The organism is Rhizobium esperanzae (assembly GCF_014197615.1).
In the GTDB taxonomy this organism is placed as follows: Bacteria; Pseudomonadota; Alphaproteobacteria; order Rhizobiales; family Rhizobiaceae; genus Rhizobium; species Rhizobium esperanzae_A.
On sequence record NZ_JACIFY010000010.1, the window covers coordinates 113,221 to 134,717 of the forward strand.

Genomic DNA, 21,497 nt, shown 5'->3' on the forward strand with positions numbered 1-21,497 from the left:
CGTAAGTGATGAAAGATATTGGCCTATCAGCCGGGCGATCATGCGGCAATTGCCGATCCGGTCTTGATTGGTCGCCTCGATGAAATATCGTCAGGCGACAAGGCTTCAACCGCAATCAATGGAAAAGGAACGATCATGGAGATCAAACCCGCAGGCTCCAGCCCTTCGATGAAGCCACCGGCCGACTATTTCACCGGCGCCGTCCGCCAGGATCCGCTGATGGAGGCGCCCGAACCGGCCCGGATGAGAGCAACCTCGGTCACCTTCGAGCCCGGCGCCCGCACGGCCTGGCACACGCATCCGCTCGGACAGACGCTGATCGTCACGTCAGGCCGGGGCCTCGCCCAAAGCTGGGGCGGCGAGATCCACGAAATCCGCGCCGGCGACACGGTCTGATTCGCGCCGGGCGAAAAACATTGGCATGGCGCTGCCCCGGATACGGCCCTGACGCATATCGCCATTCACGAGGCGCTTGATGGCAGGCATGTCGACTGGATGGAGCAGGTCACCGACGAACAATATTTGGGCCCAGCCTGAGCAAATCAGAGCCGCTTCAGGCAATAGGAAAAATGCGCGTGTGATTCGACCGTCAAAAACTCGAATTGCCAGCCGTAATCCTTGCAGAACTTGGTGACCGCCTCGACGACGCCATAGACGATCGGCTTGACCGTATTGCCGGTGCAGAAGTCATGGCCGGCGATGCGCCCGGTCCGCTTCACCTTCTTGTCGCACAGCAGCAGCTCCTGCCAGGTGAGTTCGAAGGAATGGTCGGTGTCGATATAGGCCCAGTCGAGGAAATCGTCCTCGAATTCGGCCAGCTTGTCGAGCGACGTGCCTTGCATCAGGTGCAGCCGGCCGGCCTCGATCTCGGCCGCGAATTTCGTATGGATTGCGTCAAGCCCGGAGCTGTAGCGATCCATCGACCAGGGGTCGATGAGGTATAGCCGCGCCGGGCGGTTCTTCTCCAGGATCTCCGCCGTATATTCGCCGAAGGCCGCGCCGACCTCGACGCCGATGCCGCCGTTCGGGATGCGGTAGAGCAACTCGCCGCGATCCGGCAGCAGGCGGGCGTGTTCCATATGATGGGCGCTGAGCGGGGTGCGCGGCATGCTCGCCCGAAGCGCCTGCCTGTCTTCACGTGTCTTCATCTCTGATCTCGGGATTGCGGGCGGCTGACGGCCCGGATGCGGTATAACGGGAACGTAGGAGCAGCCGCGGCCGATGACAACCACATGACAGGAATTTGCTTCTTTCGAACAAATCGCTAAGTTTCACCTGTGGACTGACGAGAGCCCCGGGAGGAGCGATTTCATGAGACGCATGTGGCCTGAAGAATTCAACGCCATCATCAGTGGAGCCGAGGAGGTGATGTTGGAAGCACCCGCCGATGCCGGTGAAGCACCGCTGCATCGCAAGGCGCTGAAGGCGCGCATCAGCATGGACGATTATGAGCGCATCTGGCCGCTCGCCGAAATGCGCTTCCGGCTTGGCGAAAAAGATGGCAAGGCCATCACCCTGATCACCACCAATCCCCATTACCACGCCTGGCACCCGAAGGACGGCGGCAGCGTCGATTCGGTGTCGGACAGCGGCCGCCATTACAAGACGGATTATATCGTCGTGCACTTCCTGCTCGACGACGTGAAGGAAACATCTCCTGCCTGAGGTTGCTGAGGCCCGGTGCGGCCGGAAGCCGCACCGGCGTTTTGTTGACGCCAAGTTGATCCCGACGCTGATGACAGCGGCGGCGATATCGCTAAGTTTGGCGACCATGTTCCCATGAAGTTGGAGGTTCCCGTGACGGGCAATGTGCTGGATATCCCGGTCAAGACCGTGGATGGTCGTGAAACCACGCTGAACGACTACAAGGGCAGGGTGCTGCTGGTCGTCAATGTCGCCTCGAAATGCGGGCTCACGCCGCAATATGAGGGGCTCGAAAAGCTCTATGGCCAGAAGCGCGAGCGTGGCTTCGTCATCGCCGCTTTCCCTGCCAACGATTTCAAGGGCCAGGAGCCCGGCACTGACGCCGAGATTCTCGATTTCTGCACCAGCACCTACGACGTTACCTTTCCGATTTTCTCGAAGATCTCGGTCAAGGGCGATGCCCAGCACCCGCTTTACCGCCAATTGACCAAATCGGGCGTGGCGACCACAGGCGACGGCCCGATGCGCGAACGCCTGAAATCCCACGGCATATCCGGCGGCGGCGAGGACGACATCCTCTGGAACTTCGAAAAATTCCTGATCGGCCGCGACGGCAAAGTCGCCGCTCGATTCGCGCCTGACGTGACGGCGGATGATTCGCGGCTGGTTTCGGCGGTGGACAAAGAACTGGCAAAGGGATGAATGGCGGGCGATGAGCCCGGCTGTTACCAATTCCAGAACGCCACTTCGGAATCCCGAAATCCCCCGCTTCGGGATTCCGAAATTCGTCGAGCTTGGCGCCGTGTCGACGGAAAAAATCATGCAATGATTTCAATCCCGCCACCAATTTCGGGATTCCGAAGGGCTATATAGAGTCTGGTGGGGGGCTGGCCCAAGGCATGTGGTCGCAGTCACAGAGCCACGGATGCCATCGGACGACCAAACGCGTCCGGGCTGCCATGATTCGCAAAAGCGGAGCAGGGACTTCAGATCCCAAGCACGGTCACAAGCGGTGGCGTAAAGTCCTTGAAGCCCAGTCTCGGCCAGTCGCACCTGATGTCAAACTGCGTCTTCGGCACGTGGCGCTGGCATTTCGGATTCGTCTTGAAGGCGTATCCGGGCAGGCTGACATAGATGGCACTTGGTGTGCAAAGGGCAATCGCGATGCACAGGGTCAATGCGGAGCTGAGAGCCCTCACGGCACACCTCCAGGCGTCATAAGCCTCCAAACGCGGAGACTTTCCGGGGAGCGATTCTCCCACTTTTGCCAGCCCCCATCCATTCGCCCAATAGGAGGTGGCCCGGCGGCTGGAGTAGTCCGTTCTGGTGGAGCTGACTTTCAGGCGGCACGCCGTATCACGACCTGCCGGGCGCTCCGGTGGATCCAATTGGAATTCCAGATATGATGACGACGCAACTGAGGCATCTGCCTGAGAAAGCTGTTATTTGACGCTTAAGGAAAAAATGGTGGGCGATGAGAGACTCGAACTCCCGACATCCTCGGTGTAAACGAGGCGCTCTACCAACTGAGCTAATCGCCCATCGCTAACGAAACCGGATCGGCCTGCCGCGTTGGTGGCCGTGATCTATGCGGATCGCGGCGAAACCGCAAGAGTGTTTGTGAAGATTTTTTGATTTTTTTGATGGCGGTTCCGCTCCTGCGATCTCGCTCGGGCGCCGCCGGGCTGTGGATAAAGGGGAGGGGACGGCGGCGGCCATGGCGGCTTCGGCTGTGCCGGCGGCTTCGATCGGGCGCCGCTGCCGCTGCAGGAAATGGAATTGCCGGCTTTTCCTTTGCTCCGCGCGGGCCTTGTCGAAACAATTCAACGACTGTCATGGTTTTGTCTCCAAACCTGCTTGACACTAAAAGGCGAACCCCGTAGTTAGCCGCTCATCGAAACGGGCAGCCGTTTTGGTGAGGGTGCGAAGGCATCCGGACTGCTTGAAATGAATTGCGGGTGTAGCTCAGTCGGTTAGAGTGCCGGCCTGTCACGCCGGAGGTCGCGGGTTCGAGCCCCGTCACTCGCGCCATTTCAAGTCTTGTAGAACGCAAATGCGATTTGTCGTTCGTCCGGTTTTCTTCATCCCCGCGGCCGCAAATGGCCGGTCCTATGCGCGGGTGTAGCTCAGTCGGTTAGAGTGCCGGCCTGTCACGCCGGAGGTCGCGGGTTCGAGCCCCGTCACTCGCGCCATTTTCTTCGCAAAGTCATGCAGTTTCCAGGGGTCAGGCATGCAGCTTCAGGCGGCTTGGGCGGATTTGTCGCGACATCGTTGCATCTGCTTGATAATGTCCGCGCGCGACGCGTCGAATTGCCTCTGTAAATCTCTTGCGCCGGGGCTTCGGCTGCGCTAACCACGGCTTGTTGCAACGCACGTTCGCTTGCCGGGCATTTGCCCAAATGCGCCGCCTGGCGCCTCCGGCAAGCAGGGATGAACATGATGACTGAACTGCTCAGTTCCTATATTCCGATCGCTATCTTCATTGCTATCGCGCTCGTGATCGGCCTGGCGCTGCTTATCGCGCCGTTTGCCGTCGCCTTCAAAGCGCCCGATTCGGAAAAGCTTTCGGCTTACGAATGCGGCTTCAACGCTTTCGACGACGCCCGCATGAAGTTCGACATCCGCTTCTACCTCGTGTCGATCCTCTTCATCATCTTCGACCTCGAAGTCGCCTTCCTCTTCCCCTGGGCCGTTTCCTTCGGCGCCATCGGCTGGTTCGGCTTCTGGTCCATGATGGTCTTCCTCTTCGTGTTGACCATCGGCTTTATCTATGAATGGAAAAAGGGAGCCCTGGAATGGGAGTAGCCCCTGTGAGCAATCAGCCGCTCGTCGCCCAGCAGCCGAAGGGGATCATCGATCCCTCCACCGGCAAGCCGATCGGCAGCAACGACGCGTTTTTCGGCGAGATCAACAACGAACTCGCCGATAAGGGTTTCCTCGTCACCTCGACCGACGAACTGATCAACTGGGCCCGTACCGGCTCGCTGATGTGGATGACCTTCGGTCTTGCCTGTTGCGCCGTCGAAATGATGCAGCTGTCGATGCCGCGTTACGACGTCGAGCGCTTCGGTTTTGCGCCGCGCGCCTCGCCGCGCCAGTCCGACGTCATGATCGTCGCCGGCACGCTGACCAACAAGATGGCGCCGGCGCTGCGCAAGGTCTACGACCAGATGCCCGAGCCGCGCTACGTCATCTCGATGGGCTCCTGCGCCAATGGCGGCGGTTACTATCACTATTCCTATTCGGTGGTGCGCGGCTGCGACCGCATCGTGCCGATCGATATCTACGTGCCGGGCTGTCCCCCCACGGCAGAGGCGCTGCTCTACGGCGTGCTTCTGCTGCAGAAGAAGATCCGGCGCACCGGCACGATCGAACGCTAAGGGTTAAGGACTAGGCATATGAGTGAAGCCCTGACTGAGCTTGCGTCCTACCTTGGCGAAGCGCGCGGCAATCTGATCGCCGCATCGCAGATGAAGTATGGCGAGCTGACGCTGACGGCGACGGGTGAAAACCTGATCGCGCTGCTGACCTTCCTGCGCGACGACGCCAAATGCGGCTTCGTCAACCTGATCGATATTTGCGGCGTCGACTGGCCGCAGCGCGAGCTGCGTTTCGACGTCGTCTATCACCTGTTGTCGCCGAAGCAGAACCTGCGCATCCGCGTCAAAGTCGCAACCGACGAGGATACGCCGGTTCCCTCGGCCTGTGCGGTCCATCCCGGCGCCGACTGGTTCGAGCGCGAGACGTGGGATATGTACGGCGTGCTCTTCACCGGCCATCCGGATCTGCGCCGCATCCTGACCGATTACGGCTTCGAAGGCCACCCGCTGCGTAAGGACTTCCCGACCACCGGTTTCGTTGAAGTTCGCTATGACGATGCGGCAAAGCGCGTCGTTTACGAACCTGTAGAGCTGAAGCAGGAATTCCGAAACTTCGACTTTATGTCGCCATGGGAAGGCACCGAATACGTGCTGCCCGGCGATGAGAAGGCGAAGCAGTAGAAGCGAATAGTGAGTAGCGAATAGCGAATAGTTGGAAAGGGTCGGCAGACGATAAACTCCTACAAAGATCTCAAGGTCTGGCAGATGGCGATCGATCTCGCGGTGGATTGCTATCAGTTGACCAGAGGATTTCCCAAGGAGGAGATTTACGGTCTGACGACCCAGATACGCAGGGCGGCGAGTTCGATTGCCGCCAATATAGCTGAAGGACACGGACGTGAGCTCACGGGAAGTTTCATTCAGTTTCTGCGGATCTCCCAAGGTTCGTTGAAGGAATTGGAAACGCATATGCTCATCTCTCATCGTATCGGCCTGATCGACGAGGGAGAGTTCAGGCAGATGACCGGAAAATGCGACGAGATCGGACGGATGATCCGAGCGTTGATACGGAGTCTCCAGGAGAAGTGATGAGACCGAACGAAACTACTCGCTATTCGCCATTCGCTATTCGCTTGATTGGCAGCGCGTTTGGCACGGAGCACGCAGCATGACCGAACATAACGTCCGCAACTTCAACATCAATTTCGGACCGCAGCATCCGGCGGCGCACGGCGTTCTTCGTCTTGTCCTGGAGCTTGACGGCGAAATTGTGGAGCGGGTCGATCCGCATATCGGCCTGCTGCATCGCGGCACCGAGAAGCTGATCGAGACCAAGACCTATCTGCAGGCCGTGCCCTATTTCGATCGCCTCGACTATGTCGCGCCGATGAACCAGGAGCATGCCTATGCGATGGCGGTGGAAAAGCTGCTCGGCATCGAGATTCCGATCCGCGGCCAGCTGATCCGCGTTCTCTATTCGGAGATCGGCCGCATCCTCTCGCATCTCCTGAACGTCACGACGCAGGCCATGGACGTCGGCGCGCTGACGCCGCCGCTCTGGGGCTTCGAAGAGCGTGAAAAGCTGATGGTGTTCTACGAGCGTGCCAGCGGTTCGCGCATGCACGCCGCTTACGTCCGTCCGGGCGGCGTCCATCAGGACCTGCCGGAACAGCTGGTGCAGGATATCGGCGACTGGTGCGATCCCTTCCTGAAGGCGCTCGACGACATCGACAATCTGTTGACCGGCAACCGCATCTTCAAGCAGCGCAACGTCGATATCGGCGTCGTCTCGCTGGAGGATTGCTGGGCCTGGGGCTTTTCCGGCGTCATGGTGCGCGGTTCGGGTGCGGCCTGGGATCTGCGTCGCGCCCAGCCCTATGAATGTTATTCCGATCTCGAATTCGACATTCCGATCGGCAAGAACGGCGATAACTACGACCGTTATCTGATCCGCATGATCGAGATGCGCCAATCGGTGCGCATCATGAAGCAATGCGTCAATCGCCTGTTGTCGGATGCCAAGACCGGTCCTTATTCGTCGATCGACGGTAAGGTCGTGCCGCCGAAGCGCGGCGAGATGAAGCGCTCGATGGAAGCGCTGATCCACCACTTCAAGCTCTATACCGAAGGCTACCACGTGCCGGCCGGCGAAGTTTACGCCGCCGTCGAGGCGCCGAAGGGCGAGTTCGGCGTCTATCTCGTCTCCGACGGCACCAACAAGCCCTATCGCTGCAAGATCCGCGCTCCGGGTTACGCCCATCTGCAGGCGATGGACTTCATGTGCCGCGGCCATCAGCTTGCCGACGTCGCAGCCGTTCTCGGCTCGCTCGACATCGTCTTCGGCGAGGTGGACCGCTGATGCAGCGTCTGCCGCTTGCCGTCGCACTCCTTCTTGCGGCATCCGGGGTTTCGGCTCAGGAGGCCGATACCCTCGGCACGCCGCTCGGCCATAAGGAAGTGACGCCGCCGGCGGCGCAAACGTCCATGGGCGATCTTTTGTCCAAGGGCTATCAGATCAAGGCTGCCATTCCGAATGGCAGCAAATTCGTCGTATTTATGCAGAAAGACCAGTCGGCCTATGCCTGCGAAATGCAGTCTTTGACCGCTTCGCGGTGTGGAACCCTAAACTGATAAGGCGTGAGGAAGAATGTCCGTTCGTCGATTAGCCGAAGATCAATTTCAGCCTGCCGCATTCGCTTTCAGCGATGAAAATGCGGTCTGGGCGGACAAGACGATCCAGAAATACCCCGCCGGCCGCCAGCAATCGGCGGTCATCCCGCTGTTGATGCGGGCGCAGGAGCAGGACGGCTGGGTCACGCGCGCGGCGATCGAAAAGATCGCCGACATGCTCGACATGGCCTATATCAGGGTGCTCGAAGTCGCGACCTTCTATACGCAGTTTCAGCTGCATCCCGTCGGCACCCGCGCCCATGTCCAGGTCTGCGGCACGACGCCCTGCATGCTGCGCGGCTCGGAAGCGCTGATGTCGGTCTGCAAGAGCAAGATTCATGCCCATGCCTTCGAGCGCAATGCCGAAGGCACGCTGTCCTGGGAAGAGGTCGAATGTCTTGGCGCCTGCGTCAACGCCCCTATGGTGATGATTGGCAAGGACACCTATGAGGACCTGACCCCCGAGCGCCTCGAAGAGATCATCGATACCTTTGCCGCCGGCAATGGCGCCAGCATCAAGCCGGGCACCCAGATCGATCGCATATTCTCGGCACCCGAAGGCGGCCTGACCTCGCTGACGACGGAAGAGCCGAAGGCAAGGACACGCGCCAAGAAGACCGATGCCGAAACCATTTCGGCCCCGGTCGACGCCGCCCCGGTTCCGCCGTCGGAGGCCGCCCGCCCGAAGAGCACCGATGCCGAGACCAATGCCGCCTTGAAGACGCCAGCAACGGCGCCGAAGGCCGCGGCCAAGAATGCCAAGGCCGCCGAGCAGCAGCCGATATCGGGCACTGCGGCTGCCGAGCCGGCGCCGGTCAAGGCCGAAGCCGCCTCGGCGGCAAAGCCTGCCCTGACCGACAAAAACCGTCCGGCCGGCATCGAAAAGCCTGCCGCAGCGGACGATCTGAAGATGATCTCCGGCGTCGGCCCGAAGATCGAGGCGACGCTGAACGAAATCGGCATCTTCACCTTCTCGCAGGTCGCGGGCTGGAAGAAGGCCGAGCGCGAATGGGTCGACGGCTACCTGAACTTCCGCGGCCGCATCGAGCGCGACGACTGGGTCAAGCAGGCCAAGGCGCTCGCCAAGGGCGGCGAAGCGGAATATATCAAGGTCTTCGGCAAGAAGCCGCGGTAAGAGGTGAAGCATGTTACAAGATAAAGACCGCATCTTTACCAACATCTACGGCCTCAAGGACAAGTCCCTGAAGGGCGCGATGAGCCGCGGCCACTGGGACGGCACCAAGCAGATCCTCGAAAAGGGCCGCGACTGGATCATCAACGAGATGAAGGCATCGGGCCTGCGCGGTCGCGGCGGCGCCGGCTTCCCCACCGGCCTCAAATGGTCCTTCATGCCGAAGGAAAGCGACGGCCGCCCGCATTACCTCGTCGTCAACGCCGACGAATCGGAGCCCGGCACCTGCAAGGATCGCGACATCATGCGCCACGATCCGCATACGCTGATCGAAGGCTGCGTCATCGCGAGCTTCGCCATGGGCGCCAATGCGGCCTATATCTACGTGCGCGGCGAATATGTAAGAGAGCGCGAAGCGCTGCAGGCGGCGATCGACGAATGTTATGACTACGGCTTGCTCGGCAAGAACAACAAGCTCGGCTGGGACATGGACATCTTCGTCCATCACGGCGCCGGCGCCTATATCTGCGGCGAGGAAACCGCGCTGCTCGAAAGCCTGGAAGGCAAGAAGGGCCAGCCGCGCCTGAAGCCGCCATTCCCGGCCAATATGGGCCTCTACGGCTGCCCGACGACCGTCAATAACGTCGAATCGATCGCCGTCGCGCCGACCATCCTGCGCCGCGGCGCCGGCTGGTTCTCGGCCATCGGCCGTCCGAACAATGTCGGCACCAAGCTGTTCATGCTCTCCGGCCACGTCAACAAGCCGTGCACGGTCGAAGAGGAAATGGGCATCACCTTCCGCGAGCTGGTCGACCGCCACGCCGGCGGCATCCGCGGCGGCTGGGACAATCTGCTCGCCGTCATTCCGGGCGGCGCATCCTGCCCGATCGTTCCGGCCAAGGACATTATCGACTGCCCGATGGATTTCGACGGCCTGCGCGGCGTCGGTTCCTCCTTCGGCACGGCCGCCGCGATCGTCATGGACAAGTCCACCGACGTCATCAAGGCGATCGCCCGCATCTCCGCCTTCTTCAAGCATGAGAGCTGCGGCCAGTGCACGCCCTGCCGCGAAGGCACGGGCTGGATGTGGCGCGTGATGGAGCGCATGGCCAAGGGCAATGCCCAGAAGCGCGAAATCGACATGCTGTTCCAGGTGACGAAGCAAATCGAAGGCCACACTATCTGCGCCCTCGGCGACGCCGCCGCATGGCCGGTGCAGGGTCTGATCCGTAACTTCCGTCCCGAGATCGAAAAGCGCATCGACCAGTATACGGCGAGCGCGCTCGATCACGGCGCGGTTCTGGAGGCGGCTGAATAATCATGGCGGACAAGGCATCCGACAGCAGGAAGAAGGAAGAGGCAGCCGATTTCGCGGCCGGCTTTGGCCGGCTTGCTGCCGAGATGCTGGAAAATGCGCGGGCAATGCCGGTGCATCCGCTGATGGCGCAACCCGCCGCAGCCTTTGCCGCCGCGACCGCGATCGGCTTCGGCCTGTCGACCCAGATGGCCGGCGCCTTTTTCGGCGCCTTCCAGAGCGCGCTGGAAACGACCGGCAAGGTCGCTGCCGCCCTCGACGATACGCCGCCGGATGCGCTGGCGCCCGACGTCGAGATCCGGCCGGAGAATATTCGCCCGCCCGTCAAGGCTGACGCCAGGCCGGCGGCCGAGAAGAGGGCAGGGCCGAGACTGACGGTCGTCAGGCCGGTCAGCGAGCCGGCGCCGGCAAGCCAGCCGCAGCCCGCCGTCAAGGCCAAGCCGGTGGCACGGACCAGAAAGACCGACGATCTGAAGCTGATCGCCGGCATCGGCCCGAAGCTCGAGCAGGTGCTGAACGGCAAGGGCATTCGCAGCTTCGCCGAGATTGCCGCCTGGAGCGACGAGGAAATCGTCAAGCTCGATGCTGAACTCGGTTTCAACGGCCGCATCGGCCGCGACGACTGGACTGGCCAGGCGAAAGTTCTGGCCGGACGGGGCCGTAGAAGGAAATGAACTGTCCGGCCGGATCAATCGGCCGGAAATAAGGGCAGATCGGCGGACGGGCGGGGGCCTCAAGCTGCAGATGCCGGTGCGGGTTCCGGACCTGGAACGCGCGATAGAGAATTTGGGCGACATCCGCTGTCGGCAGGACGAAAGATCCGGCTTGGCAATGAGACTGTTGCAAAAATAGGTTTGTTTGCCGTCATCAGGCAAACGGGAAACAGGACTGAGCGACGATGGCAAAACTGAAGATTGACGGCAACGAGATCGAAGTTCCGGATCATTTCACGCTGTTGCAGGCGTGCGAAGACGCCGGCGCCGAGGTTCCGCGCTTCTGCTTCCACGAGCGCCTGTCGGTTGCCGGCAACTGCCGCATGTGCCTTGTCGAAGTGAAGGGCGGCCCGCCGAAGCCGCAGGCTTCCTGCGCCATGAGCGTGCGCGACATCCGCGGCGGCCCGAACGGCGAACTGCCCGAGGTCTTCACCAACACCCCGATGGTCAAGAAGGCCCGCGAAGGTGTGATGGAATTCCTGCTGATCAACCATCCGCTCGATTGCCCGATCTGCGACCAGGGCGGCGAATGCGACCTGCAGGACCAGGCGATGGCCTTCGGCATCGACACCTCGCGCTATCAGGAAGACAAGCGCGCCGTCGAAGACAAGTATATCGGCCCGCTGGTCAAGACGGTGATGAACCGCTGCATTCACTGCACGCGCTGCGTCCGCTTCACCACCGAAGTCGCCGGCATTTCCGAACTCGGCCTGATCGGCCGCGGCGAGGATGCGGAAATCACCACTTATCTCGAGCAGGCGATGACCTCCGAGCTGCAGGGCAACGTCGTCGATCTTTGCCCGGTCGGCGCGCTCACCTCCAAGCCCTTCGCCTTCACCGCCCGCCCGTGGGAATTGAACAAGACCGAATCGATCGACGTCATGGACGCCGTCGGTTCTGCGATCCGTGTCGACACCCGCGGCCGTGAAGTCATGCGCGTCCTGCCGCGTGTCAACGAGGCGATCAACGAAGAGTGGATTTCCGACAAGAGCCGTTTCATCTGGGACGGCCTGAAGACCCAGCGCCTCGACCGGCCTTATGTGCGCCGCGACGGTCGCCTGCAGCCGGCGACCTGGGCCGAAGCCTTCGGCGCCATCAAGGCCGCCGTCGGCGCTACCTCGGGTGACAAGATCGGTGCGATCGCAGGCGACCTCGCTTCGGTCGAGGAAATGTATGCGCTCTCCGAACTGGTGAAGTCGCTGGGATCGGCCAATCTCGACTGTCGCCAGGATGGGACGGCACTCGATCCGTCGCTCGGCCGCGCCAGCTACCTCTTCAACCCGACGATATCAGGCATCGACCAGGCCGACGCGCTGCTGATCATCGGCGCCAATCCGCGCTTCGAGGCGGCGATCCTCAACGCCCGTATCCGCAAGCGCTGGCGCCGCGGCAAGTTCCCGATCGGCGTGATCGGCGAGCCGGGCGAACTGCGTTACAGCTATGATTACCTCGGCAGCGGTCCCGACACGCTGAAGGATCTGGTCGATGGCGGCCACGCCTTCGCCGACGTCTTGAAGAATGCCGCCAAGCCGATGATTATCATCGGCCAGGGAGCGCTGTCGCGCACCGATGGCGCCGGCGTTCTCGCCAGTGCCGCCAAGCTTGCCGGTTCGGTCGGCGCTGTTGTCGAAGGCTGGAACGGCTTTGCGGTCCTCCATACCGCAGCGTCCCGCGTCGGCGGCCTCGACCTCGGCTTCGTGCCGGGTGCTGCGGGCGTCAACGCCGCCGAAATGCTGACGGCGATGGATGTACTCTTCCTGCTCGGTGCCGACGAACTCGACTTCACCGCCAAGAAGGCCAAGCTCACCGTCTATATCGGCTCGCACGGCGATAACGGCGCGCACCATGCCGACGTCATCCTGCCGGCCGCAGCCTATACCGAAAAGTCCGGCACCTGGGTCAACACCGAAGGCCGCGTCCAGATGGGCAGCCGCGCAGGTTTTGCGCCGGGTGATGCCCGCGAGGACTGGGCCATCATCCGCGCCCTTTCCGACGTGCTCGGCAAGAAGCTTCCCTTCGATTCGCTGAGCGAATTGCGCGTCCGGCTCTATGCCGCTTTCCCGCATTTCGCCGCCATCGACGAGATCGCCGAAACCGATAGCGCCCAAATTGCCGCAGTCGCGAAAAAAGCCGGCAAGATGAACAAGTCAGGGTTTGCGTCGCCGGTGAAAGACTTCTATTTGACGAACCCGATCGCGCGTGCCTCGGCTGTCATGGCCGAGTGCTCGGCATTGGCCCGCAACAACTTCAAAGTCGCGGCAGAGTAAGGGCAGGGGACTATGGATTCTTTCTTTTCGACCTATGTCTGGCCGGCGATCATCATGATCGGTCAGTCGCTGCTGCTTCTGGTCTGCCTGCTCGTCTTTATCGCCTATGTGCTGCTTGCTGACCGCAAGATCTGGGCGGCCGTACAGCTGCGCCGCGGCCCGAACGTCGTCGGCCCCTTCGGCCTGTTCCAGTCCTTCGCCGACCTTCTGAAGTTCGTCTTCAAGGAGCCGATCATTCCGGCCGGCGCCAACAAGGCAGTGTTCCTGCTGGCCCCGCTGGTGACCGTGCTGCTGGCGCTGTCCACCTGGGCGGTGGTGCCGCTCGCCGACGGATGGGTGATCGCCAACATCAATGTCGGCATCCTCTATATCTTCGCGATCTCCTCGCTCGAGGTCTACGGCATCATCATGGGCGGCTGGGCTTCGAATTCGAAGTATCCGTTCCTCGGTGCGCTGCGCTCGGCGGCACAGATGGTGTCCTATGAAGTCTCGATCGGCTTCGTCATCGTCACTGTGCTTCTCTGCGTCGGCTCGCTGAACCTGACCGATATCGTCAATGCGCAGCATACCGGCCTCGGCACCATGCTCGGCCTGCCGGCGTCGTTCCTCGACTGGCACTGGCTGTCGCTGTTCCCGATGTTCATCATCTTCTTCATTTCGGCGCTTGCCGAGACGAACCGTCCGCCCTTCGACCTTCCGGAAGCCGAATCGGAACTCGTCGCCGGCTTCATGGTCGAATATGGCTCCTCGCCATACATGATGTTCATGCTCGGCGAATATGCGGCCGTCTGCCTGATGTGCTCGCTGACGACGATCCTGTTCCTCGGCGGCTGGCTGCCTCCGGTCGATATCTGGATCCTCAACTGGGTTCCCGGCATCATCTGGTTCATGCTGAAGGCCTGCTTCGTGTTCTTCATGTTCGCGATGGTCAAGGCTTTCGTCCCGCGCTACCGCTACGACCAGCTCATGCGCCTCGGCTGGAAGGTCTTCCTGCCGCTGTCGCTCGCCATGGTCATCATCGTTGCATTCGTGCTGAAGCTGATGGGTTGGGCATGATGATGCCAGCTCTCGTTTCCGGCAAAATTGGAGGTTGAAGATGGGAAGCTTGTCCAGCTCCATCAGCTCGCTGTTCCTCAAGGAATTCTTCGGCGCATTCTTTCTGTCGATGCGCTATTTCTTCCGCCAGAAGGCGACGATCAACTATCCCTTCGAAAAGGGTCCGGTCTCCCCGCGCTTCCGCGGCGAGCACGCGCTACGCCGTTATCCGAACGGCGAGGAACGCTGCATCGCCTGCAAGCTCTGCGAGGCGATCTGTCCTGCCCAGGCGATCACCATCGAGGCCGGTCCGCGCCGCAACGACGGCACGCGCCGCACGGTGCGCTACGACATCGACATGGTGAAGTGCATCTATTGCGGCTTCTGCCAGGAAGCCTGCCCGGTCGACGCGATCGTCGAAGGCCCGAATTTCGAATTTGCGACGGAAACCCGCGAAGAGCTCTATTTCGACAAGGCGCGCCTTCTCGATAACGGCGACCGGTGGGAGCGCGAAATCGCCCGCAACATCGCGATCGATTCGCCGTACCGCTGATTGGGTTTTGAAATGCCGCGATGGAGCACTGCTGCTCCTGTCGCGGTCAATATGCACAGGAGCTTTGCCGGTCAGCCGCGCAAGGCTCTATCGGGCAGAAAAACTCCCGGCTGCCCGGGGGAAGATGAAAAAGGCACCAACATGGGTCTGCAGGCTCTATTTTTCTATCTTTTCGCCTTTATCGCGATAGCGTCGGCGTTCATGGTCATCTGGGCAAAGAACCCGGTTCATTCGGTTCTGTTCCTGATCCTGGTGTTCTTCAATGCGGCCGGCCTCTTCCTGCTGGCCGGTGCCGAATTCCTGGCAATGATCCTGCTCGTCGTCTATGTCGGAGCCGTTGCCGTTCTCTTCCTCTTCGTGGTGATGATGCTCGACATCGACTTCACCGAATTGAGGGCAGGGGTTCTCGAATATGCGCCGATCGGCGGGCTGATCGGGGTGATCCTGGCGGCCGAGCTGATCGTCGTCATCGGCGGCAGCGTCATCTCGCCTGAGATCGCCAAGTCGGTCGCCATGCCGATCCCGGCGCTGACGGAGCGCACCAATACCGCCGCCCTCGGCGACGTGCTCTACACCAACTACGTCTATTTCTTCGAGATCGCCGGTCTGGTGCTGCTGGTCGCGATGATCGGCGCGATCGTGCTGACGCTGAGGCACCGCACCAATATCAAGCGGCAGAATATCTCGAGGCAGGTTGCCCGCACGCCCGCCACCGCCGTCGAGGTGGTTTCGGTCAAGCCCGGGCAGGGCGTCTAAGGCAGGTCAAGGAACAAAGAACATGGTCATCGGACTTTCCCACTACCTGACGGTCAGCGCCATCCTCTTCACGCTCGGCGTCTTCGGCATCTTCCTGAACCGGAAGAACGTCATCGTCATCCTGATGTCGGTCGAACTGATCCTGCTTGCCGTCAACATCAACATGGTCGCCTTCTCCCACTTCCTGAACGACATCGTCGGCCAGGTCTTCGCGCTGTTCATTCTGACGGTGGCGGCTGCCGAAGCGGCGATCGGTCTTGCAATTCTCGTTGTCTTCTACCGCAACCGCGGCTCGATCGCGGTCGAAGACGTCAATATGATGAAGGGCTGAGTGGCTCATGTTCCTCTATAAGGCTATCGTCTTTCTTCCCTTGATCGGTGCGATCGTCGCCGGCCTTTTCGGCCGCGCCATCGGCGCCAAGGCTTCGGAATATGTCACCAGCGGCCTGATGATCATCGCCGCCATCCTGTCCTGGATCGTCTTCTTCAACGTCGGCATGGGCCACGTCGAAGGCGGCCCGATCAAGGTCGAGGTGCTGCGCTGGATCCAGTCCGGCGGCATCGACGTCTCCTGGTCGCTGCGCGTGGATACGCTCACATCCGTCATGCTGATCGTCGTCAACACGGTCTCGACGCTGGTGCATATCTATTCGATCGGTTACATGCACACCGATCCGCATCGCCCGCGCTTCTTTGCCTATCTCTCGCTCTTCACCTTCGCCATGCTGATGCTGGTGACCGCCGACAACCTCGCCCAGATGTTCTTCGGCTGGGAAGGCGTCGGTCTCGCCTCCTATCTCTTGATCGGCTTCTGGTTCAAGAAGCCGTCGGCCACTGCTGCGGCGATGAAGGCCTTCATCGTCAACCGCGTTGGCGACTTCGGCTTCGTGCTCGGCATTGCCGGCGTCTTCGTGCTGTTCGGCGCGATCAACTTCGACACGATCTTCGCCAATGCCTCGAACTTCGCCCCGCATGAAGGCGGCGGCGAGGCGAGCGAAGTGATCCTCAACCTCTTCGGCATGCAGCTCGACAAGGCGCACGCGCTGACCGGCGTCTGCCTGCTGCTCTTCATGGGCGCGATGGGCAAGTCGGCGCAGTTCCTGCTGCACACCTGGCTGCCGGACGCGATGGAAGGCCCGACCCCGGTCTCGGCCCTCATCCATGCCGCGACCATGGTCACCGCCGGCGTCTTCCTCGTTGCCCGCATGTCGCCGCTGTTCGAACTGTCGCCGGATGCGCTTACGGTCGTCACCGTGATCGGCGCGATCACCGCCTTCTTCGCGGCAACCGTCGGCCTGGTGCAGAACGACATCAAGCGCGTCATCGCCTATTCCACCTGCTCGCAGCTCGGCTACATGTTCGTGGCGCTCGGGGTAGGGGCCTATGGCGCGGCGATCTTCCATCTCTTCACGCATGCCTTCTTCAAGGCGCTGCTCTTCCTCTGCGCCGGCTCGGTCATCCACGCCGTCGATGGCGAGCAGGACATGCGCTACATGGGTGGCCTGCGGCCGCACATCAAGGTAACGTTCTGGATGATGATCATCGGTACGCTGGCGATCACCGGCGTCGGCATTCCCTTCACGCCGATCGGCTTTGCCGGCTTCTTCTCCAAGGACGTGATCATCGAGGCGACCTATGCATCGCATTCGCCGGTCTCGGGCTTCGCCTTCTCGCTGCTGGTCATTGCGGCTCTGTTCACCAGCTTCTATTCCTGGCGTCTGATCTTCATGACCTTCTTCGGCAAGCCGCGCGCTTCGCACGAGGTGATGCATCACGTTCACGAGTCGCCCCAGGTCATGCTGGTTCCGCTCTACATCCTCGCCATCGGCGCGGTCGTGGCCGGCTTCCTGTTCGAAGGCCGCTTCTACGGCGAGGAATATGCTGAGTTCTGGAAGGGCGCGCTCTTTACCGGCGCCGAAAACGAACTGGTCGAACAGTTCCACCATGTGCCGGCGCTCGTGGGCTTGAGCCCCTTCATCGCCATGGTGCTCGGTTTCGTCACTGCCTGGTACATGTATATCCGCTCGCCGCAGACGCCGCGCGTCCTCGCCAAGCAGCACCGCGTGCTCTACCACTTCCTGCTCAACAAGTGGTATTTCGACGAACTCTACGACTTCCTCTTCGTCCGCACGGCCAAGGCGCTCGGCCGCTTCCTGTGGAAGAAGGGTGACGTCGGCGTCATCGACACCTACGGCCCGAACGGCGTTGCCGCCCGCGTCGTCTCCGTCACCGACCGCGTCGTCCGCCTGCAGACCGGTTACCTCTATCACTATGCCTTCGCCATGCTGATCGGCATTGCGGCGCTTGTTACCTGGATGATGCTCGGGAGTTCCTTCTGATGACCGATTGGCCTATTCTTTCAACGGTCACCTTCCTGCCGCTCGCCGGCGTGGTGCTCCTGCTCTTGATGAATGGCGACAGCGAAACCGGCCGGAAGAACGTGCTGGGAATCTCGCTGATCACCACCGTCTTCACCTTCATCGTCTCGCTCGTCATCTGGATCGGCTTCGATAATGCCAATCCGGGTTTCCAGATGGTCGAAAAGCATGACTGGCTCGGCACCGGCATCGGCTACCACGTCGGCGTCGACGGCATCTCCATGCTGTTCGTCATCCTGACGACCTTCCTCATGCCCTTCTGCGTGCTGGCCAGCTGGCTCTCGATCGAGAAGCGCCTGAAGGAATACATGATCGCCTTCCTCATCCTGGAAGTGATGATGATCGGCGTCTTCGTCTCGCTCGATATCGTGCTCTTCTACGTCTTCTTCGAGGCGGGCCTCATTCCGATGTTCCTGATCATCGGCGTCTGGGGCGGCAAGGACCGCGTCTATGCGAGCTACAAGTTCTTCCTCTATACGCTGCTCGGCTCGGTGCTGATGCTGCTCGCCATCATGGCGATGTACTGGCAGGCCGGCACGACCGATATCACCGCGCTGCTGGCCTACAAGTTCCCGCCGGCGCTGCAGACCTGGTTATGGCTTGCCTTCTTCGCCTCGTTTGCCGTGAAGATGCCGATGTGGCCGGTTCATACCTGGCTTCCGGATGCGCACGTTCAGGCGCCGACGGCAGGCTCGGTGATCCTGGCCGGCGTGCTCCTGAAGCTCGGCGGCTACGGCCTCATCCGCTTCTCGCTCGGCATGTTCCCTGTGGCGTCCGATTATTTCGCGCCGCTCGTCTTCGCCATGTCCGTCATCGCCATCATCTACACCTCGCTGGTGGCGATGATGCAGGACGACATCAAGAAGCTGATCGCCTATTCCTCGGTGGCGCACATGGGCTACGTGACCATGGGCATCTTCGCCGCCAACATGCAGGGCGTTCAGGGGTCGATCTTCCAGATGCTGTCGCACGGCATCGTCTCCGGCGCGCTCTTCCTCTGCGTCGGCGTCGTCTACGACCGCACCCACACCCGCGAGATCAACGCCTATGGCGGCCTCGTCAACAACATGCCGAAATATGCCGTCGCGATGATGGTCTTCACCATGGCCAATGTCGGGCTTCCCGGCACGTCGGGCTTCATCGGCGAATTCCTGACGCTGATGGGTGTCTTCCGGGTCAATACCTGGGTCGCGCTCTTTGCCGCCACCGGTGTCATCCTCTCGGCCGCCTACGCACTCTGGCTCTATCGCCGGGTGATCTTCGGCGCGCTGGAGAAGGAAAAGCTGAAGGCGCTGCTCGATCTTTCGCCGCGTGAACAGCTGATCCTCTATCCGCTGGTCGCACTGACCATCTTCTTCGGCGTTTACCCGGCTCCGGTCTTCGATGCGACGGCCGCCTCGGTGGATCTGCTGGTCAACAACTACACGGCCGCCGTGCACGCAGCGCAGAATATTGCGCTGTCTATGAATTGATGACGGGACTTATCGGACATGACCGCTGAAACAATTCTCCTCAGTCTGCATCTTTCCGCGCCGGAGCTCATTCTCGCGGTCGGCGCCCTTGTCCTGTTGATGGTCGGCGTCTTCTCAGGCGAGCGGTCGGGCCTTGTCGTCACCGGCCTCGCCATCGTCCTGCTGCTGGCCTCCGGCCTGTGGCTGCTCTTCGTGCCTGCAGAAGGCCTTGCCTATGGCGGCGTCTATATGGCCGACGGCTTCTCCCGTTTCATGAAGTTGGTGGCGCTCATCGGTTCGCTGGTCGCCCTGTTCATGACGATGGGCCACGCCCGCGAAAACCAGCTCGACAAGTTCGAGTTCCCGGTTCTGCTGGTGCTGGCGACCCTCGGCATCCTGCTGATGATCTCGGCCAACGACCTGATCTCGCTCTATCTCGCGCTGGAACTGCAGTCGCTGGCGCTCTATGTCGTCGCCGCGATCAACCGCGACAGCCTGAAGTCGACCGAAGCGGGCCTGAAATATTTCGTCCTCGGTGCGCTGTCCTCCGGCATGCTGCTCTACGGCATGTCGCTGGTCTACGGCTTCACCGGCCACACCCACTTCTCCGAGATCGCCCAGGCGCTTTCGGTCGAGGGTGCGCGTTCGCTCGGCCTCGTCTTCGGCCTGGTCTTCATCCTCGCCGGCATCGCCTTCAAGATCTCCGCCGTTCCCTTCCACATGTGGACGCCGGATGTTTATGAAGGCGCCCCGACGCCGGTCACCGCCTTCCTGGCCGCCGCCCCCAAGGTTGCCGCCATGGCGATGATGACCCGCATCGTCATCACCGCCTTCCAGCCGGTCCTGGCCGACTGGCAGCAGGTCGTCGTCTTCATCTCGATCGCCTCGATGCTGCTCGGCTCGTTCGCCGCCATCGGCCAGAAGAACATCAAACGACTGATGGCCTATTCGTCGATCGGCCACATGGGCTATGCGCTGGTCGGCCTTGCCGCCGGCAACCAGACCGGTGTTTCCGGCGTCATGCTTTACATGGTCATCTACATGGTCATGACCCTCGGCACCTTCGCGATCATCATGTCGATGCGCCGCAAGGACGGCACCGTCGTCGAAAACGTCGACGATCTCGCCGGCCTCTCGACAACGAACCCGTTCATGGCCGTCGTGCTGACGGCGCTGATGTTCTCGCTCGCCGGCATCCCGCCGCTGGCCGGCTTCTTCGCCAAGTACTTCGTTTTCGTCGCCGCCATCGAAGCCAAGCTCTATGCGCTCGCCATCATCGGCGTTCTCGCCTCGGTCGTCGGCGCCTACTACTATCTGCGCGTCATCAAGCTGATGTGGTTCGATGAGGCGACCGGCGAATTCGCCCGGGTTTCCGGCGCGCTGCGTCTGGTCTTCGGTCTCTCCGGCCTCTTCGTCACCGCCTATGTCCTCATCGGCGGCCCGATCGGCGGTGCGGCAGAGCTTGCCGCCGCGACGCTGTTTTAATGGCTTCCGACGGACGGCGCCGGATATCGCTCGGCGATTTCAGGCACGATGCTCTGTCGGAAACATCGTCCACCAATAACGAATGCCTTGCCCGGGCCCGGGCAGGCGATGGCGGCAATCTCTGGGTGACTGCCGAACGACAGACCGGCGGCCGCGGCCGCCGCGGCAGGCTCTGGGTTTCCGAACGCGGCAATCTTTACGCCTCTCTTTTGCTGATCGACCCGGCGCCGATGGAGCGCCTCGGCTCTCTGCCGCTGGCAATCGCCGTTGCCGTGCACCAGGCGATCCGCCGGGTGCTGCCGCTGGGCGCCGAGCCGCTCGAGGTCAAATGGCCGAACGATATCCTCATCGGCCGAAAGAAGACCTGCGGCATCCTCGTCGAAGGCGAAAGGCTGGCGGACGGCCGCTATGCGCTGATCGTCGGCATCGGCATCAATGTCTCGGTGATGCCGGATAATCCGCTCTACCCTGCCACCTGCCTGCGTCAGCAGGGAAGCACGGCCTCTGCGGAGGAACTCTTCGCCCATCTCTTCGCGGAGATGGCCGAAGTGCTCGATATATGGGATCAGGGCCGCGGCATCGCCGAGATCACGGCGCTGTGGCGCGCGATCGCCTGCGGCATCGGCGAAAAGATCACGGTGAATTTGCCGGACCGATCGATTTCCGGCCAATTCGCCGGAATTGATGATAATGGCTTGTTGATGCTCGATACCGGCACTGGCAGGATGATGCCCATTGCTGCCGGTGATGTGTTTTTTGGATAGCGGAAAAAACGAAA

22 protein-coding genes, 3 tRNA genes and 1 pseudogene are annotated in these 21,497 nt (G+C 61.4%); 23 read left to right on the plus strand and 3 right to left on the minus strand.

The features are described 5' to 3' along the window. The first annotated feature begins 135 nt into the window (after window positions 1-135). A pseudogene (locus GGD57_RS15095) lies at window positions 136-537 on the plus strand ((R)-mandelonitrile lyase). Window positions 538-542: 5 nt separating this feature from the next. Here GGD57_RS15095 and GGD57_RS15100 read toward each other — a convergent pair. After that, the gene (locus GGD57_RS15100) at window positions 543-1,148 is read right to left on the minus strand and encodes a class I SAM-dependent methyltransferase (protein ID WP_184471030.1); all 606 of its coding nucleotides are present in this window, start codon (window positions 1,146-1,148) and stop codon (window positions 543-545) included. A gap of 163 nt (window positions 1,149-1,311) precedes the next feature. On the opposite strand from GGD57_RS15100, the gene GGD57_RS15105 reads away from it, so the two are divergent. Both GGD57_RS15105 and GGD57_RS15110 read left to right on the plus strand, forming a co-directional pair. After that, the gene (locus GGD57_RS15105; RefSeq protein ID WP_184471032.1) at window positions 1,312-1,665 is read left to right on the plus strand and encodes a hypothetical protein; all 354 of its coding nucleotides are present in this window, start codon (window positions 1,312-1,314) and stop codon (window positions 1,663-1,665) included. Between the two features lie 132 nt (window positions 1,666-1,797). Further along, complete coding sequence (locus tag GGD57_RS15110; protein ID WP_184471034.1) at window positions 1,798-2,346, plus strand: glutathione peroxidase; 549 nt, start codon at window positions 1,798-1,800, stop codon at window positions 2,344-2,346. A gap of 284 nt (window positions 2,347-2,630) precedes the next feature. On the opposite strand, the gene GGD57_RS29470 is transcribed toward GGD57_RS15110, so the two are convergent. Then, a complete protein-coding gene (locus tag GGD57_RS29470; protein WP_126909810.1) occupies window positions 2,631-2,843 on the minus strand; it encodes a hypothetical protein in 213 nt (70 codons plus the stop codon). A gap of 266 nt (window positions 2,844-3,109) precedes the next feature. Beyond that, a tRNA-Val gene (locus GGD57_RS15115) sits at window positions 3,110-3,185 on the minus strand. Between the two features lie 413 nt (window positions 3,186-3,598). On the opposite strand from GGD57_RS15115, the gene GGD57_RS15120 reads away from it, so the two are divergent. From GGD57_RS15120 to GGD57_RS15215, 20 genes are all read left to right on the plus strand, one after another. Further along, window positions 3,599-3,675 (plus strand) — tRNA-Asp (locus GGD57_RS15120). 84 nt (window positions 3,676-3,759) lie between these two features. Beyond that, a tRNA-Asp gene (locus GGD57_RS15125) sits at window positions 3,760-3,836 on the plus strand. 247 nt (window positions 3,837-4,083) lie between these two features. Next, entirely contained in the window at window positions 4,084-4,449 is a 366-nt protein-coding gene (locus GGD57_RS15130; protein ID WP_007626195.1) for an NADH-quinone oxidoreductase subunit A, read from the plus strand. Next, the gene (locus GGD57_RS15135) at window positions 4,440-5,024 is read left to right on the plus strand and encodes a NuoB/complex I 20 kDa subunit family protein (RefSeq protein WP_003578567.1); all 585 of its coding nucleotides are present in this window, start codon (window positions 4,440-4,442) and stop codon (window positions 5,022-5,024) included. The genes GGD57_RS15130 and GGD57_RS15135 overlap by 10 nt, the downstream gene beginning before the upstream one ends. Before the next feature lie 18 nt (window positions 5,025-5,042). Next, entirely contained in the window at window positions 5,043-5,645 is a 603-nt protein-coding gene (locus GGD57_RS15140; protein ID WP_003573914.1) for an NADH-quinone oxidoreductase subunit C, read from the plus strand. 84 nt (window positions 5,646-5,729) lie between these two features. Then, window positions 5,730-6,053 (plus strand): four helix bundle protein, encoded by a 324-nt coding sequence (locus GGD57_RS15145; protein WP_210303883.1) that lies wholly within the window; start codon window positions 5,730-5,732, stop codon window positions 6,051-6,053. Window positions 6,054-6,132: 79 nt separating this feature from the next. Continuing rightward, entirely contained in the window at window positions 6,133-7,323 is a 1,191-nt protein-coding gene (locus tag GGD57_RS15150) for an NADH-quinone oxidoreductase subunit D (protein WP_085736871.1), read from the plus strand. Further along, window positions 7,323-7,595, plus strand: a complete 273-nt coding sequence (locus GGD57_RS15155) for a hypothetical protein (RefSeq protein ID WP_010068055.1) — start codon at window positions 7,323-7,325, stop codon at window positions 7,593-7,595. Before GGD57_RS15150 ends, GGD57_RS15155 begins: the two co-directional genes overlap by 1 nt. A 16-nt stretch (window positions 7,596-7,611) precedes the next feature. After that, window positions 7,612-8,769: an NADH-quinone oxidoreductase subunit E gene (locus tag GGD57_RS15160; RefSeq protein ID WP_184471036.1), complete on the plus strand. Its 1,158-nt coding sequence runs from the start codon at window positions 7,612-7,614 to the stop codon at window positions 8,767-8,769. 10 nt (window positions 8,770-8,779) lie between these two features. Continuing rightward, the gene (gene nuoF / locus GGD57_RS15165; RefSeq protein WP_184471038.1) at window positions 8,780-10,084 is read left to right on the plus strand and encodes an NADH-quinone oxidoreductase subunit NuoF; all 1,305 of its coding nucleotides are present in this window, start codon (window positions 8,780-8,782) and stop codon (window positions 10,082-10,084) included. Window positions 10,085-10,086: 2 nt separating this feature from the next. Further along, the gene (locus GGD57_RS15170; protein ID WP_184471040.1) at window positions 10,087-10,755 is read left to right on the plus strand and encodes a 5' DNA nuclease; all 669 of its coding nucleotides are present in this window, start codon (window positions 10,087-10,089) and stop codon (window positions 10,753-10,755) included. Between the two features lie 224 nt (window positions 10,756-10,979). Beyond that, the gene (nuoG, locus tag GGD57_RS15175) at window positions 10,980-13,061 is read left to right on the plus strand and encodes an NADH-quinone oxidoreductase subunit NuoG (protein WP_184471042.1); all 2,082 of its coding nucleotides are present in this window, start codon (window positions 10,980-10,982) and stop codon (window positions 13,059-13,061) included. 12 nt (window positions 13,062-13,073) lie between these two features. Beyond that, on the plus strand, window positions 13,074-14,117 hold the full coding sequence (nuoH, locus tag GGD57_RS15180) for an NADH-quinone oxidoreductase subunit NuoH (RefSeq protein ID WP_085736875.1): 1,044 nt from the start codon (window positions 13,074-13,076) through the stop codon (window positions 14,115-14,117). 40 nt (window positions 14,118-14,157) lie between these two features. After that, on the plus strand, window positions 14,158-14,649 hold the full coding sequence (nuoI, locus tag GGD57_RS15185) for an NADH-quinone oxidoreductase subunit NuoI (protein ID WP_003587270.1): 492 nt from the start codon (window positions 14,158-14,160) through the stop codon (window positions 14,647-14,649). 141 nt (window positions 14,650-14,790) lie between these two features. Then, complete coding sequence (locus GGD57_RS15190) at window positions 14,791-15,405, plus strand: NADH-quinone oxidoreductase subunit J (RefSeq protein ID WP_184471044.1); 615 nt, start codon at window positions 14,791-14,793, stop codon at window positions 15,403-15,405. Between the two features lie 22 nt (window positions 15,406-15,427). Continuing rightward, on the plus strand, window positions 15,428-15,736 hold the full coding sequence (nuoK, locus tag GGD57_RS15195) for an NADH-quinone oxidoreductase subunit NuoK (RefSeq protein WP_010066755.1): 309 nt from the start codon (window positions 15,428-15,430) through the stop codon (window positions 15,734-15,736). A 7-nt stretch (window positions 15,737-15,743) separates the two neighbouring features. Further along, on the plus strand, window positions 15,744-17,744 hold the full coding sequence (gene nuoL, locus GGD57_RS15200; protein ID WP_184471046.1) for an NADH-quinone oxidoreductase subunit L: 2,001 nt from the start codon (window positions 15,744-15,746) through the stop codon (window positions 17,742-17,744). After that, window positions 17,744-19,255 (plus strand): NADH-quinone oxidoreductase subunit M, encoded by a 1,512-nt coding sequence (locus tag GGD57_RS15205; protein ID WP_184471048.1) that lies wholly within the window; start codon window positions 17,744-17,746, stop codon window positions 19,253-19,255. The genes nuoL and GGD57_RS15205 overlap by 1 nt, the downstream gene beginning before the upstream one ends. An 18-nt stretch (window positions 19,256-19,273) precedes the next feature. Continuing rightward, window positions 19,274-20,719: an NADH-quinone oxidoreductase subunit NuoN gene (nuoN, locus tag GGD57_RS15210; RefSeq protein ID WP_184471050.1), complete on the plus strand. Its 1,446-nt coding sequence runs from the start codon at window positions 19,274-19,276 to the stop codon at window positions 20,717-20,719. Further along, window positions 20,719-21,483, plus strand: a complete 765-nt coding sequence (locus GGD57_RS15215; protein ID WP_184471052.1) for a biotin--[acetyl-CoA-carboxylase] ligase — start codon at window positions 20,719-20,721, stop codon at window positions 21,481-21,483. Before nuoN ends, GGD57_RS15215 begins: the two co-directional genes overlap by 1 nt. Window positions 21,484-21,497: the final 14 nt, after the last annotated feature.

Excerpts from the sequence above, each read along its gene's own strand:
- GGD57_RS15160 (WP_184471036.1), top strand. The coding sequence starts at position 7,612 with ATGTCCGTTCGTCGATTAGCCGAAGATCAATTTCAGCCTGCCGCATTC.
- GGD57_RS15170 (WP_184471040.1), top strand. The coding sequence starts at position 10,087 with ATGGCGGACAAGGCATCCGACAGCAGGAAGAAGGAAGAGGCAGCCGAT.
- GGD57_RS15105 (WP_184471032.1), top strand. The coding sequence starts at position 1,312 with ATGAGACGCATGTGGCCTGAAGAATTCAACGCCATCATCAGTGGAGCC.
- GGD57_RS15145 (WP_210303883.1), top strand. The coding sequence starts at position 5,730 with ATGGCGATCGATCTCGCGGTGGATTGCTATCAGTTGACCAGAGGATTT.
- nuoI (WP_003587270.1), top strand. The coding sequence starts at position 14,158 with ATGGGAAGCTTGTCCAGCTCCATCAGCTCGCTGTTCCTCAAGGAATTC.
- GGD57_RS15205 (WP_184471048.1), top strand. The coding sequence starts at position 17,744 with ATGACCGATTGGCCTATTCTTTCAACGGTCACCTTCCTGCCGCTCGCC.
- nuoN (WP_184471050.1), top strand. The coding sequence starts at position 19,274 with ATGACCGCTGAAACAATTCTCCTCAGTCTGCATCTTTCCGCGCCGGAG.
- nuoK (WP_010066755.1), top strand. The coding sequence starts at position 15,428 with ATGGTCATCGGACTTTCCCACTACCTGACGGTCAGCGCCATCCTCTTC.
- GGD57_RS15135 (WP_003578567.1), top strand. The coding sequence starts at position 4,440 with ATGGGAGTAGCCCCTGTGAGCAATCAGCCGCTCGTCGCCCAGCAGCCG.
- GGD57_RS15155 (WP_010068055.1), top strand. The coding sequence starts at position 7,323 with ATGCAGCGTCTGCCGCTTGCCGTCGCACTCCTTCTTGCGGCATCCGGG.
- nuoL (WP_184471046.1), top strand. The coding sequence starts at position 15,744 with ATGTTCCTCTATAAGGCTATCGTCTTTCTTCCCTTGATCGGTGCGATC.
- GGD57_RS15215 (WP_184471052.1), top strand. The coding sequence starts at position 20,719 with ATGGCTTCCGACGGACGGCGCCGGATATCGCTCGGCGATTTCAGGCAC.
- nuoG (WP_184471042.1), top strand. The coding sequence starts at position 10,980 with ATGGCAAAACTGAAGATTGACGGCAACGAGATCGAAGTTCCGGATCAT.
- GGD57_RS15100 (WP_184471030.1), bottom strand. The coding sequence starts at position 1,148 with ATGAAGACACGTGAAGACAGGCAGGCGCTTCGGGCGAGCATGCCGCGC.
- nuoH (WP_085736875.1), top strand. The coding sequence starts at position 13,074 with ATGGATTCTTTCTTTTCGACCTATGTCTGGCCGGCGATCATCATGATC.
- GGD57_RS15140 (WP_003573914.1), top strand. The coding sequence starts at position 5,043 with ATGAGTGAAGCCCTGACTGAGCTTGCGTCCTACCTTGGCGAAGCGCGC.
- GGD57_RS15130 (WP_007626195.1), top strand. The coding sequence starts at position 4,084 with ATGACTGAACTGCTCAGTTCCTATATTCCGATCGCTATCTTCATTGCT.
- nuoF (WP_184471038.1), top strand. The coding sequence starts at position 8,780 with ATGTTACAAGATAAAGACCGCATCTTTACCAACATCTACGGCCTCAAG.
- GGD57_RS15150 (WP_085736871.1), top strand. The coding sequence starts at position 6,133 with ATGACCGAACATAACGTCCGCAACTTCAACATCAATTTCGGACCGCAG.
- GGD57_RS15190 (WP_184471044.1), top strand. The coding sequence starts at position 14,791 with ATGGGTCTGCAGGCTCTATTTTTCTATCTTTTCGCCTTTATCGCGATA.